The sequence below is a fragment of the Tengunoibacter tsumagoiensis genome, assembly GCF_003967535.1.
In the GTDB taxonomy this organism is placed as follows: domain Bacteria; phylum Chloroflexota; class Ktedonobacteria; order Ktedonobacterales; family Ktedonobacteraceae; genus Tengunoibacter; species Tengunoibacter tsumagoiensis.
Genome location: NZ_BIFR01000002.1, coordinates 1,293,193 through 1,305,093, shown reverse-complemented (window position 1 = coordinate 1,305,093; position 11,901 = coordinate 1,293,193). Strand labels below are relative to the sequence as shown.

The window sequence follows — 11,901 nt, the reverse complement described above, 5'->3', positions numbered from 1 at the left end:
ACGAAGAGAGGATGATTCGTATGCAATGCCACATCTGGATCAAAGGCCATCTTGATCCATCCTGGCAAGAATGGTTCGAAAATCTGATGATTCTCCCTGAAACATCTGGTAAAACGTTGCTGCACGGATCACTTGCCGATCAAGCAGCACTCTATCAGGTTCTACTCAAAATTCGCAGTCTCGGCCTGGTCCTGGTCTGCCTTGAGACGGATGAGCGGTCATCCGTCCAGGAAGAGCGATAATCAACCAAAAGGAGTATGTATCATGACAGCTTATTCATCTACACGGCCCCCCCATAAAGATGTGGCTCTCACCAGCCTGAGCGCATCGGAGCTAGCTCACCGCATTGCTGAGGGGCGCATCTCCTCGCAGGAGGTTATAGAAGCACATATTCGCCGTATCGAAGCGGTCAATCCACATCTGAACGCCGTCGTCGTCTCGCTCTTTGAGCAGGCACGCGCTGAGGCACGCCAGGCTGATAGCCTGCTAACACAGGGAGCGTCCGTTGGCCCTCTCCACGGTGTACCCATCACCCTTAAAGAGCAATTTATGGTCTCTGGCACAGCCACAACTGTTGGTATTCACCATCAGCAATCTCGGCTCATGGAGTATGATGGCCCCCTTGTGAAGCGGCTTCGCAAGGCCGGTGCCATTCCACTGGGCAAGACCAATGTCTCACAACTGCTGATGTATCATGAATCTGATAATCCGGTCTATGGCCGCACAAATAATCCCTGGAACCTGGACCGTACACCTGGCGGGAGCAGTGGAGGAGAAGCCGCTATTATCGCCGCTGGCGGTTCGCCTCTTGGCCTGGGAGGCGATTTTGGGGGAAGTATTCGGGTGCCCGCACATTTCAGTGGCCTCTATAGCCTGCTTCCCACGGCCAGAAGATTAACCCATCATGATACCGCTCCTCACGCCTATGTTGGTGGACAGGAAGGTATTATCGCTCAGCCCGCTCCCATTGCACGTAGCGTTGAAGACCTGCGCCTGGCAATGAGCGTGCTCGCGGCTCCTGGCTTGAACGAGATTGATCCTCTGGTGCCGCCTGTTCTCTGGCCCGACCCAGCCGCCGTCTCTCTTTCAGGTCTGCGTATCGGCATGTATACCGATAATGGCGTTTTTTCGGTAGCACCAGCGGTACGTCGTGCGGTGGAGGAAGCGGCGCAGGCCTTGCGTGCACGTGGTGCTATCGTTGAGTCCTGGAACCCACCCAATGTGGCGGAAGCGGTCCGGCTCTATGTTGGACTGGTGGGTGCGGATGGTTTTGCGACCTATAAACGCAATCTCGCAGGAGATCCCCGTGATCGCCGCATCAGCTTTAATATGCGGGTAAGCAGCCTGCCTGGGATCGTTCGTGGACCATTGGTAGGCCTGCTCAAGCAAAGTGGACAGGCTCACATGGCGTCTTCGTTGCAGTCTATTCGTGGAGCGTTGTCGGTCGATCAGTACTGGCAGTTGGTACAAGAGCGCAATCAGTATCGCGAACGCTTCCTTGCCGCGCTTACAGCTAGCCAGTTTGATGCTCTTCTCTGCCCGCCCCATGCACTTCCAGCCCTGACACATGGCAGTAGTGGCACCTTAAATCCGACCAACGCTGGCAGCTATGCTATCCTCTACAATTTGCTAGGTCTGCCTGCTGGCGTGGCCCCCATTACTCGTGTGCACCCGGGTGAGGAGAGCGAGCGCAACGTTGGGAAAGATAGCGTTGAACGTGTTGCCCGTACCGTTGAGATGGGCAGCGCAGGTCTGCCAGTAGGCGTGCAGGTGGTAGCTCGCCCCTGGCGAGAGGATATCGTTTTAGCGCTGATGGCGGCACTGGAAGAGCATACCGGTCCATGCCTGCCCGTTTCGGGAGATGCTCTCCTCTCATAGAGAATGTTTTTTTTGAAAAGAAAGAGAAGATTATGTTTTCGGAAAAAGAACGCGCATTTCTTCAAAGCCAGACATTGGCAAGGTTTGCAACCGTGGCGGTAAATGGTCAACCTGACGTTGACGCGGTAGGCTTTGGATTTGATGGGGAGCGCTTCTCTATGAGCGGCTATGCCTTAGAGCGCTCACGCAAGTATAAAAATGTCGTCTCTGGACACACCCTGGTCTCGCTCATCATTGATGACCTGCCCTCACTTGAGCCACTGATGCCACGTGCGATCAAGGTACATGGAGAGGCTGAGATTGTCACCCTTGAGCAAGGGTATCGAGGTCCCGGCACCTACATTGTCATTACGCCAAAAGTCTCCTGGAGCTGGGGCGTTGATGCACCAGCCTTTCAAGATGGGCAGTTTGTCACAAAGAAAATCACCTGGCAATAGCAGCATTGAAATATTGAAAAGGTTTTTTTTATGAAAAAAATAGTTCACATCATTCACTGGATAAGTAATATTGCGGGCACAGGAGCGCTGGTGTTGGGACTTTTGCACTGGTTTGCCAATAGAAGCTTTCTTTCTGTACATATGTTGTTCGGTCTTGTCGTTACATTGGCTCTGCTGGCTTTAAGTATCGTATTGCTCTTGACCAGAGGGATGAGAGTAGCTGGAGCACTGGGCATCATCTACGCGATGATCATACCTCTCCTTGGGATGAATCAGTTTCTGCTTCTCATTGGCAATTTGCACTGGCTCGTTCGGGTCGCGCACTTGCTGGTAAGCGCAGGTGCGATGGGGTTTGTTGGTATCATGAGTGCACGCTATCTCAAGCAGGCCGAAGGAAAAGATGCACCTCAGATGCCTGCCCCCCAGATCGTGAGACAATAAATACCCTCCTAACACTCATGCAGATAGCTGCTTTGGGAGTACATTGCATCCTTTTTTTGCGAAAACGGGCAGAACCAGTTCTGCCCGTGATGCTGAAGGTTGGGCTAAGATGCTAGCGAAAATAGTAACTGTTGGCCCTTGAGTATTAAAGGCAATCAGTCGAATGCCACGCTTGAGCAGTTCATTTACCAACGCGATGATTTCGGCGGTGTTGCGCCCCAGCCTGGAAAGCTCGGTGACAATCAGGGCGTCGCCTTCTTCTAATCGTTGCATCGCCTCATCAATTTTGAGATCTTTGAGCCTCGATGCCTCAAGGATCTCATACCTCTGGTTTTTGACATCCTGTTTGTTGTGAGATACGCGGATATATGCGAGATTTTTACTCATTGTTGTCTTTGTCTCCTTTTAACCTTTTTGCGATCACAAAGACGATACAGTTTGTAGAGGTCTTCTGCAAGATATCTCATGCCATTTTGTTCTGGTGATAACGGCCTATTTCTCAAAAAGCTGAGATTGAATCTTTTTCACAGGTGAATTGAATATCCCGTTAAAACACTGGCCTTCCTTCTGGAAAGGCCAGGACAAGCGCTACTCGATCTTGATTAATTACCAGCCCTTGCAACCCAGTCAGGGGCTGCAATATCGTGCTGACCAAGGAAGAGATTTAATTGTCCGATATGCTCCTGCACATGGCGCAGGTTGTAAAGAAACATTTCGTAATAGGACATAGAATGTCTCTTCACCCAGAGAGAAGAAGCCTCGCTCTTTGCCTCTTCCTCTGTTAAGGTAGCAATCCGCGATTTACATTTTTCACGTACATACTTTACATAGAAGAGAATTTCCTCTTTAGTATGAGGCTGCTCAGGCATCGCACCGTCAGGATCAAGCTCAAAAAGGCCGAAGGGAGCTGGTGGTTGAAAGCCTTCGACTGAACCTGTCAAAAGCAAATCAATGAAAATAAGCACGTGATGACAAACTGACCAGTAGGCTGGATATTCAGGGACCACTTCATCCTTCCATACTTTTGCCTCCCAAAGCTCAGTAGGACAGGCTTCAGCGGCTTTACCAAGGGCATCAATTGCCGCTCCATACTGCTGCCAGAGCGCTTCCTTCCAGAATGCATCCATGATAGTATGCCTCCATCATCATAAGTGAAATAGTCGCCGATCAACATCTCATTCTACTTCACCATCTGGCTGATGAACAAATTTTCCATCCAAAAAGCACGAGGGCAGGGTTCTCCTTGCTCTGAGCGTGAATTAAAGGCAAAAAAGATCAAAGCGACAAGGCAATACTATCCCCTGTGACAAAAGTGCCTCCCCAAGTGATGAATCTATTAGGAACGTTCCACATTTCTCTGAGTAAAGGAGAGACGGTTAGTTGAAAGAACACCTAAGCAGGATCACCCTGGACACGTGACTCTGCATAACAAGCAGAACTCTGCCCAGACGACGGGTAGAAGCCAACTACTTGCAGCTATTCAGGAACAAACAGCCACCCTGCTTGGGACACTGCGCCTCTATGTTTTGCGCTCTGGCGTGGCCTCTGGTCCAGAGGTACCAAAGGACCAGAGCCGGGCGAATAAATCGAGAAAGAGCCCTATTCCTTTAGCCCGAATCGATGAGTATCTGTTTTGTGAGACCAATACGTACTCCCCCTATATCGTACTCTACTCACAAACCGATCCCTCCATCAAGGTCTTTGAGGGATGAAATGTCTCAGTGCCAATCTCGTACTCTGTGAGATCAAGAGGAGGGAACAGGAGACTAGAGAGTATCGACCAACTCAAGGTGGGCTTTCCCCTTGTAATGGTAAGCATGCAGGGATGTGTGGAGGGAAAATGTGATGAAAGCTGTGGTATACAATGGACCGCGCAACACAAGCGTGAAAGAGGTGCCGGACGCGAAAATTGAGCGACCGACCGATGTCTTAGTGCGAATTACGAGTACGAACATTTGTGGCTCCGATCTGCATATGTACGAAGGCCGGACCGATTTTGAGCAGGGCCGGATATTCGGACATGAGAATCTCGGTGAAGTAGTCGAAATCGGTAACGCCGTTGATCGCATCAAGGTTGGCGATATGGTGTGTTTGCCCTTCAACATCGCGTGTGGTTTCTGCGCGAACTGCGAGAAAGGTCTCACCGCGTACTGCCTCACGACAAACCCGAATCCGAAGATGGCTGGAGCCGCCTATGGCTTCGCCGACATGGGGCCTTACAACGGTGGACAGGCCGAGTATCTGCGTGTTCCCTACGCAGACTTTAACTGCCTCCTCTTACCAGAGGATGCACGGGAGAAGCAAACCGATTACGTCATGCTTGCTGACATTTTCCCGACTGGTTGGCATGTGACTGAACTTGCCTGCGTACAACCAGGCGACTCTGTGGTCATCTACGGTTCGGGACCTGTTGGACTGATGGCGGCCCATTCTGCAATGCTCAAGAGTGCCAGCAAAGTGATGATCGTTGACCGACACCCTGATCGACTGCGGCTGGCGGAGTCGATTGGCGCGATTGCCATTGACGACTCGAAAGCCTCGCCAGTTGAACAGATCATGGCACTCACGGATGGAAAGGGAGCCGATAAAGGATGCGAGTGCGTTGGTTACCAGGCTCACGACCCACAAGGCCACGAGCATAATAACATGACGCTTAACAACCTTGTTCAGTCAGTCAAGTTTACTGGGACAATTGGCGCCGTTGGCGTCTACGTACCCCAGGACCCCGGTGGTCCAGACCAACTGAGCAAACAAGGCGAGGCCATTCTAGATTGGGGCCTCTTCTGGTTCAAAGGTTTGACTATTGGAAGTGGGCAGTGCAATGTCAAGGCATACAACCGTCAATTACTTACCCTCATTCAGGTCGGTAAGGCGAAACCATCGTTTATCGTGTCACACCAACTGCCACTTGACGAAGCATCAAAGGCCTATCAGCATTTTGACGCACGCGATAATGGCTGGACCAAAGTTGTCCTCCATCCTGCGCAGTAGTTTGTGATGGCTCCAACACCCTTCCCACGGTTCGACTTCCATCTGGTGACACCATCTCGGTACCTGGGCAGAGACGTGGGGCATGGCCGAAGACGCACGCTGTCGCGAGGAGGAAATCGCTGCGCCTCGGCCTCAACCTCGGGATGACCGTGATCGATACTGCTGAAAAACTCGTCGGTGAGATACCTGCCGGACGACGCGTTCCTGGTGAGCAAAGGTCTTTCCACAGAACGTGACCCGGCGCGGGACCATAGTCGCTTGTGAGTGCAGCCTGCACCGCCTCGGGATAGATCATCTCGATCTCTACCTCCTGCACCGGCGTGAGCAATTTCGCCGTCTCAGATCTAGAAGAACTGCTGACCCCTTCCTGGAGCGCCGACCAGGTTCTCTACAACCTCACGCGACGCGGGATTGAATATGATCTGCTGTCCTGGTGCCGCACACTCGGCCTCCCAGTTTATAACCCCATTGATAATGGAGGCACTATGAAAACAATAAGAAACGTTAATATCCATCCTCTTGAGCGGATCGGCTCCGCTACGATTGGAGGAGCACTGCTCATACGCAACGCCAGGCATCTTTCCCCTGGGAAAGCCCTCCTGGCTCTCAATCTGCTGTGGCGAGGGGGAAGCGGACATAGCTTCCTGTACCAGGCACTTGGGGTAAGTACTGCCGATGGAAGCCAGGAACTGCCTGGTTCCCTGGAGATCACGCGTGCAATTACCATCGGCAAACCAGCGAACGAACTGTATCAGCTCTGGCGCACACCGCAGACGCTTGCGCAGATCTTAGAGGGGATTGCAGAGGTCACTGAAGTGAGTCCGGGACGCACCCACTGGAACTTGCAGGTTCCTCCTGGGCGAAACGCAGCATGGGACACAGAGATCGTGGAGGACTGGCCAGGGGAGTTCCTGCGTTGGGAGTCTGTTTCGGGCTCACGTCTGCCTCATGAAGGGTTGATTCGCTTCCGCCCCGCTACCGGGGGGAGAGGGACGGAGGTAACGCTTTCTATTCGCCTGAACCCACCTGGTGGGTCTCTCGGCCTCGCGGTGGCCGGGTGCCTGGGATTCCTCTCACCCATGGTCGTTGGCAAAATCCTCCGTAATATGAAGAGTTTGGCTGAAACCGGAGAGATTCCGACCCTGGCGCGCAATCCAGCCGCTCGTCCAGGCGATCAGATGCTATCTCCCCCTCCCTTTCAGGAGCCCTCTCATGTGGCGGCACTTTAAGGGGTATCAGTCTCTTCAGTCTCTAAGGAGGACACAACTATGCGAGCACTCTGCTGGAACGGGGTCAACGATCTCCGAGTGGAGAGCGTGCCAGACCCGCAAATCGTCAATCCCCATGATGCTATTGTGCAGGTAAGCCTGTCAACCACCTGTGGCTCTGATTTGCATTTCATCGATGGCTACATCCCCACCATGCGCTCCGGGGATGTGATCGGACACGAGTTTATGGGAACCGTGGTCGAAGTGGGTCCTGATGTCAAACACGTCAAAAAGGGCGACCGGGTGGTGGTCCCCTCGTTTATTGTCTGTGGGGCCTGCTGGTATTGCCAGCAAGGGCTCTACTCGCTCTGTGACAACACCAATCCAAATGCGGAGTTGCAAGAGCCACTGATGGGCTATCCCACGGCCGGCATCTACGGCTATACGCATGCCTTTGGAGGCTACGCGGGCTCACACGCGCAGTATGTACGAGTACCACACGCTGACCACGACTGCTTCCAGGTTCCTGAAGAAGTGCGCGATGAGCAGGCGCTGTTTCTCTCCGATGCCGCCCCGACGGGCTATATGGGAGCTGATTTTTGCGACATCCAACCGGGAGACACCATCGCCGTTTGGGGTTGCGGCGGCGTGGGCCTGATGGCGCAACGTAGCGCATACCTCCTGGGGGCTGAGCGGGTGATCGCGATTGATCGCTTCCCGGAGCGGTTACGCATGGCACAGCAGATCGTGGGCTCGGAGACGATTAACTATATGGAAGTCGACAGCGTCATCGAGACCCTCAAGGAGATGACTGGCGGACGTGGCCCAGACTCTTGTATCGACGCTGTGGGCATGGAGGCGCACGGAAAAAGCATGGGCTATGCCTACGACCGCGTGAAGCAAGCGCTGCGGCTCGAAACGGACCGGGGCGAGGCCCTGCGGCAGGCGATCATGGCCTGTCGCAAGGGAGGCACGCTGTCTATTCTGGGCGTCTACGGGCTGATGGACAAGTTTCCGATCGGGGCCATCATGAATAAAGGGCTCACCGTGCGTTCTGCCCAACAACATGGCCAGAAGTACCTGCCACGCCTCCTGGAGCACGCGAAGCGAAACGAGCTCGATCCTTCGTTTCTGGTGACGCATCGCTTCTCACTTGAGGAGGCACCACGGGGGTATGACATGTTCAAGCACAAGACGGATGGATGTGTGCGAGCTGTCTTTACCCCGTGAACACCTATCCCTGGAACGCCCTGTTAGTGGGGCGTTCCGACTCTTTTTTCTTTGCTGATGAAAGCCTGTGCTAGCCGCTCGAACATCGCGGTCATTTCTTCTGGCGAGCGCAGTTTAAGAACATTGGTGGCAATAAAATCCTCCGCTTGTGGATATCCACTCGCTCTGATGACCTGGGCAGCGGCCTCTCCATCAAATGGCGTATGACGAAATTCATATCCCTCTGGATGGAGAAGTAGCCAGTAAGCCCCTGGCTCTTTTGCAAAGGGAATACCCACGCTTCCAGCATTGAGGATGCGGTGTTGACCCACCAGAAGCTCGAATTGACGATGGGTATGTCCACAGATGACGATATCGGACGTCCCCTCTGCAAAGATGGTGTCGAGCTGTTGGGGTGGGGTCAGGGGCGTGAAAATTTCTTCATCACTATGAGGGGTGGCATGGCAGAACAAGATGCGACCCAGCGTTGCCATCTCGAAGATCAGTTGCCTGGGCTGCCTGGCGAGAAAATCGCGCTCAGCCTGCGTGATCTGTTGTGCAAGCCATTCTATCTCCTCAACTCCTTTTTCCGAGAGAGGAGGAAGGTAGCGGCGCGCGAGAGGGCGTTTATCAAACGTCTGTACAAGCTCGCGATCGGCATTGCCCTGGATATAGTAAATTGGCTTCTCTACTTGCATGAGTCGTTTGAGTGTTTGTCCAGGCAAAGGACCAGAGACAATATCTCCCCCTACGACAATAACGTCTGGTTGGATGACTTGAAGCTCCTCTAAAACAGCTTGAAGTGCAGGCAAATTGCCATGAATATCGTAGAGAGCGGCAATTTTCATAATGGTAAGCTCCTTGAGGTTATGTACGATGCGCATTTCGCGATGATGCACCATCATTTTATGCTTAAGATGTACTGCACACGGTGTGTGTCATCAGAGACGCCTCATGACTTTTCCTTGCTGCTCGAGCATGTGCATTGCTTGCTCATAGTAACGGGCCTGTGGTAGAGTTGTAAAGTAGTTTCGTAAAACTGGTCTAGTTTCCAAAACTAAACTATAGGATCGAACAATGCTTGAGTCAACTTGTCCCGTCGGGCGTACCCTGGAGCTTTTAGAAGGAAAATGGACGCTGCTAATTGTCAATGAGCTATTAGGTGGCGTAAAGCGCTTTGGCCAGTTGCGACGTTCTTTGCATCCAATCAGCCAGAAAATCTTGACCGAGCGATTACGTGCCTTAGAAGAGAGAGGCGTGGTGAAGCGTACCATCTACTCGGAGATACCACCACATGTGGAGTATCAGCTTACAGAGCACGGACAACGTTTGCGCACTATTTTTGCGACGATGAAAGCCTGGGAGCTCACGGCAGAGAGCAATTCTCGCAGCCAGTAGCTGTTTGTCATGCTGCGAGAGATACTATTGATATGGCAGTTGAGGATGTCAGAAAAACCGGTTAAGAAGCTTTTACTTCTGTTAAGGATAACCCACTTAAAAGAGAGAGCCTAAAATTATAACCGTCCCTTTTTTTATGTGCATTTGGATACACCAGTACAATGAAGAGTAGGTACGAAGTGTTTTTAGCCATATTGGAGGAAGATATGAACTGCCCAACTTGCAATCAGCCTATGGACACTAGTCTTGATGATAGTATTGTCAGAAATCATAAGACGGGCCAGGAATATGATAAACAGTGGTACGTCTGTAAATCAGATGATATCTGGGTAACAGTAGAATCACCAAGAAATAAAGCTGAAGAAAAAGAGGCACTCCTTCAAGCATAGAGGAAAAGAAAGACCAAGCTGGAGAGATGAACTGCTGTTGAGCTTGTTTCTCCGGTTTTTTGTGTCCCCCCACCCGAATCGATTACTACAATCGCACCATGGCTAGACCCATTAAGTGGACGTACACGGGCATCGTTTGATCGTTGAAATATCTCTGCGCACGGCACTATGAGTCACAATGGTGGCGGGCCAAGTGAGCAGAATAACCCCTTTGTTTTGTTAGTGGAACCGCATGAGCATCACAAATGATTCGCTTCCTACCCGGTTGCGATAGGCATTTTTTTAAAATAAGGCATGGTTCAAATGGAGTGAGAACCATGTGACACATGAGCGCAACGATTGACAAAAAGAATCCCTGAGAGATAAGGTGATTTTGACAAAAAAAACAACACCGTTCTCAGGGAGGAAACATGAATCATTGTAGCACGATTGAGCAGCGCGTTGATATCATTTCTCAGATGTTGGCCCAGCCACGTCATGGATTGGTGAGTCAGTTGAGCCGAACGTATCAGGTGTCCCGTCAGACCTTGTATCGGTGGGCGGCAAGCGGGCGCAAAGCGCTGCATGAAGCGATGGGTGCACCGCTGGTCCCACTGAAGCAAAAAACGTCGCTTGCCACACTGGTTCTGACCTTGTTGATCGAAAACCACGCCAGGTATCGAGGCATCCAATCGACGCTCAAACGGTTGCATGGCATACGCATCAGCATAGGAAGCATTTGCACGATCATCCAAGATGCGGGGCAACGTGCGCAAGCGTGGATGAACCGACAACGTGCACAAGCACCACGAACCTTGGCTCTCGATGAGCAATACAGTAGCCAGCGCGGCAAAGCCTATCTCAATGTCATTGATGTTCACAGCGGACAAGTGTGGGCGAGCATCCCTCCCGTGGCGGTCGATGGCGAAAGCTGGACGCTGGTGTTGTGGTCGTTGAGCGAACAAGGCATTGAGCCCGTTCACACCGTCAGCGACGGAGGGCGGGCCATTGCTGACGCATTGAGCCATCTGGAACTTGACCAGACCCATCAAAGAGATGTGTGGCATCTCTTTCACGTCGCGGCACAAGTTCAAGGGCGTCTTGAGCGAGCTGTGAAAGCCGAACAAGACCGCCTGCCAGCGCTGCAACGGCAAGCCGAACGCGTCGCGGCGGGAAAACGCGTTCAAGGAAGACCATCGGGCAGAACGCTGCACCAACAGCACATCGTCCTGGCTCAAATGCAATCGGTTGCCGATGCGGTGCGCTATCTGTGTGAACAGTTGCATGCGTTGTTGGATGTGGTCGTGTTGCATGATGGGGCTATCATGAGCAGTTCGTTTCGAGAACAGGAACTGCAAACCATCGTTGCCCTGCTCGACGAGGTGGCGATGCTGGCGCAACCGGGCTTGCAGCAGCACCTTGCGATGCTGAGTAAGCAACTGCGTTTGGCCTTGCCTCATGCCTTGTTGTTTGCCCGACTGCTCGATGGCAGCCAGGAGCAGGCGCTTTCGCGGTTGGGCTCTCAAGCCGTCGCGTTGCTGGCATGGGCATGGCAGCGGCGAAGCGTGCTTGGCCCAAGCAGCCAGGATCTCTTGCGTGATCTTCCATCGCTGTGGCAAGCGCAAGCTTCCCTTCTCTTTACGGCTTGGGATCGAGCGGTTCGAGCCAGCAGTGCGGTTGAAAATTGGCACAGCATTGTGCGGCCTCATTTGGCCGTTCATCGCACGCTTTCTGCAGGAATGCTTGCACTGCTGGCTGTTTGGCAGAATCATCGGATTGCACCTCGTGGACTTCATGAGGGGCTCTCCCCTTTACAACGAACAGGATCGACCGAAGATCAGCCTGATTGGCTTGCCGCGTTGGGCTATCCTGTTCTTGTCGTTTGACTGTTCAAAAGTGTCACATGGTTTTGAACCATGCCTAACAAAAATTGGTATGATAAACGTTTCTTAGAAATATAGCGAATCCTTG

General features: G+C 52.4%; 13 protein-coding genes. 10 read left to right on the top strand and 3 right to left on the bottom strand.

Going from position 1 to position 11,901, the window contains the following annotated elements; translation table 11 throughout:
* Positions 1 to 20 precede the first annotated feature (20 nt).
* Genes EL628_RS25660 through EL628_RS25645 form a run of 4 tightly spaced genes read left to right on the top strand, consistent with a single transcriptional unit; the run spans position 21 to position 2,756 of the window.
* Complete coding sequence (locus EL628_RS25660) at positions 21 to 242, top strand: DUF8691 family protein (protein WP_126582842.1); 222 nt, start codon at positions 21 to 23, stop codon at positions 240 to 242.
* Positions 243 to 264: 22 nt separating this feature from the next.
* On the top strand, positions 265 to 1,878 hold the full coding sequence (locus tag EL628_RS25655) for an amidase (protein ID WP_161975768.1): 1,614 nt from the start codon (positions 265 to 267) through the stop codon (positions 1,876 to 1,878).
* 32 nt (positions 1,879 to 1,910) lie between these two features.
* The gene (locus EL628_RS25650; protein ID WP_126582840.1) at positions 1,911 to 2,315 is read left to right on the top strand and encodes a PPOX class F420-dependent oxidoreductase; all 405 of its coding nucleotides are present in this window, start codon (positions 1,911 to 1,913) and stop codon (positions 2,313 to 2,315) included.
* A 30-nt stretch (positions 2,316 to 2,345) separates the two neighbouring features.
* Complete coding sequence (locus EL628_RS25645; protein ID WP_126582839.1) at positions 2,346 to 2,756, top strand: hypothetical protein; 411 nt, start codon at positions 2,346 to 2,348, stop codon at positions 2,754 to 2,756.
* 15 nt (positions 2,757 to 2,771) lie between these two features.
* On the opposite strand, the gene EL628_RS30655 is transcribed toward EL628_RS25645, so the two are convergent.
* Together EL628_RS30655 and EL628_RS25635 are read right to left on the bottom strand one after the other, a co-directional pair.
* Complete coding sequence (locus tag EL628_RS30655; protein WP_245994444.1) at positions 2,772 to 3,143, bottom strand: recombinase family protein; 372 nt, start codon at positions 3,141 to 3,143, stop codon at positions 2,772 to 2,774.
* Between the two features lie 215 nt (positions 3,144 to 3,358).
* Positions 3,359 to 3,883 (bottom strand): DinB family protein, encoded by a 525-nt coding sequence (locus EL628_RS25635; protein WP_126582838.1) that lies wholly within the window; start codon positions 3,881 to 3,883, stop codon positions 3,359 to 3,361.
* A gap of 288 nt (positions 3,884 to 4,171) precedes the next feature.
* On the opposite strand from EL628_RS25635, the gene EL628_RS25630 reads away from it, so the two are divergent.
* From EL628_RS25630 to EL628_RS25615, 4 genes are all read left to right on the top strand, one after another.
* Positions 4,172 to 4,468 (top strand): hypothetical protein, encoded by a 297-nt coding sequence (locus tag EL628_RS25630; protein ID WP_126582837.1) that lies wholly within the window; start codon positions 4,172 to 4,174, stop codon positions 4,466 to 4,468.
* Between the two features lie 133 nt (positions 4,469 to 4,601).
* On the top strand, positions 4,602 to 5,747 hold the full coding sequence (locus tag EL628_RS25625) for a glutathione-independent formaldehyde dehydrogenase (RefSeq protein ID WP_126582836.1): 1,146 nt from the start codon (positions 4,602 to 4,604) through the stop codon (positions 5,745 to 5,747).
* A 485-nt stretch (positions 5,748 to 6,232) separates the two neighbouring features.
* Positions 6,233 to 6,976: an SRPBCC family protein gene (locus tag EL628_RS25620; RefSeq protein ID WP_126582835.1), complete on the top strand. Its 744-nt coding sequence runs from the start codon at positions 6,233 to 6,235 to the stop codon at positions 6,974 to 6,976.
* 39 nt (positions 6,977 to 7,015) lie between these two features.
* Positions 7,016 to 8,185: a zinc-dependent alcohol dehydrogenase gene (locus tag EL628_RS25615; RefSeq protein ID WP_126582834.1), complete on the top strand. Its 1,170-nt coding sequence runs from the start codon at positions 7,016 to 7,018 to the stop codon at positions 8,183 to 8,185.
* Between the two features lie 23 nt (positions 8,186 to 8,208).
* Here the strand turns inward: EL628_RS25615 and EL628_RS25610 are convergent, their stop codons facing one another.
* Entirely contained in the window at positions 8,209 to 9,012 is an 804-nt protein-coding gene (locus EL628_RS25610; protein WP_126582833.1) for a metallophosphoesterase family protein, read from the bottom strand.
* A 229-nt stretch (positions 9,013 to 9,241) separates the two neighbouring features.
* On the opposite strand from EL628_RS25610, the gene EL628_RS25605 reads away from it, so the two are divergent.
* Both EL628_RS25605 and EL628_RS25600 read left to right on the top strand, forming a co-directional pair.
* Positions 9,242 to 9,562, top strand: coding sequence for a winged helix-turn-helix transcriptional regulator (locus EL628_RS25605; RefSeq protein ID WP_126582832.1), 321 nt, complete (start codon positions 9,242 to 9,244; stop codon positions 9,560 to 9,562).
* A 799-nt stretch (positions 9,563 to 10,361) separates the two neighbouring features.
* Positions 10,362 to 11,816: a hypothetical protein gene (locus EL628_RS25600; RefSeq protein ID WP_126582831.1), complete on the top strand. Its 1,455-nt coding sequence runs from the start codon at positions 10,362 to 10,364 to the stop codon at positions 11,814 to 11,816.
* Positions 11,817 to 11,901 lie beyond the last annotated feature (85 nt).

Bases quoted from the DNA above. Each gene is read 5' to 3' on its own strand.
- EL628_RS25660 (WP_126582842.1), top strand. From the start codon at position 21: ATGCAATGCCACATCTGGATCAAAGGCCATCTTGATCCATCCTGGCAA.
- EL628_RS25655 (WP_161975768.1), top strand. From the start codon at position 265: ATGACAGCTTATTCATCTACACGGCCCCCCCATAAAGATGTGGCTCTC.
- EL628_RS25650 (WP_126582840.1), top strand. From the start codon at position 1,911: ATGTTTTCGGAAAAAGAACGCGCATTTCTTCAAAGCCAGACATTGGCA.
- EL628_RS25645 (WP_126582839.1), top strand. From the start codon at position 2,346: ATGAAAAAAATAGTTCACATCATTCACTGGATAAGTAATATTGCGGGC.
- EL628_RS30655 (WP_245994444.1), bottom strand. From the start codon at position 3,143: ATGAGTAAAAATCTCGCATATATCCGCGTATCTCACAACAAACAGGAT.
- EL628_RS25635 (WP_126582838.1), bottom strand. From the start codon at position 3,883: ATGGATGCATTCTGGAAGGAAGCGCTCTGGCAGCAGTATGGAGCGGCA.
- EL628_RS25625 (WP_126582836.1), top strand. From the start codon at position 4,602: ATGAAAGCTGTGGTATACAATGGACCGCGCAACACAAGCGTGAAAGAG.
- EL628_RS25620 (WP_126582835.1), top strand. From the start codon at position 6,233: ATGAAAACAATAAGAAACGTTAATATCCATCCTCTTGAGCGGATCGGC.
- EL628_RS25615 (WP_126582834.1), top strand. From the start codon at position 7,016: ATGCGAGCACTCTGCTGGAACGGGGTCAACGATCTCCGAGTGGAGAGC.
- EL628_RS25610 (WP_126582833.1), bottom strand. From the start codon at position 9,012: ATGAAAATTGCCGCTCTCTACGATATTCATGGCAATTTGCCTGCACTT.
- EL628_RS25605 (WP_126582832.1), top strand. From the start codon at position 9,242: ATGCTTGAGTCAACTTGTCCCGTCGGGCGTACCCTGGAGCTTTTAGAA.
- EL628_RS25600 (WP_126582831.1), top strand. From the start codon at position 10,362: ATGAATCATTGTAGCACGATTGAGCAGCGCGTTGATATCATTTCTCAG.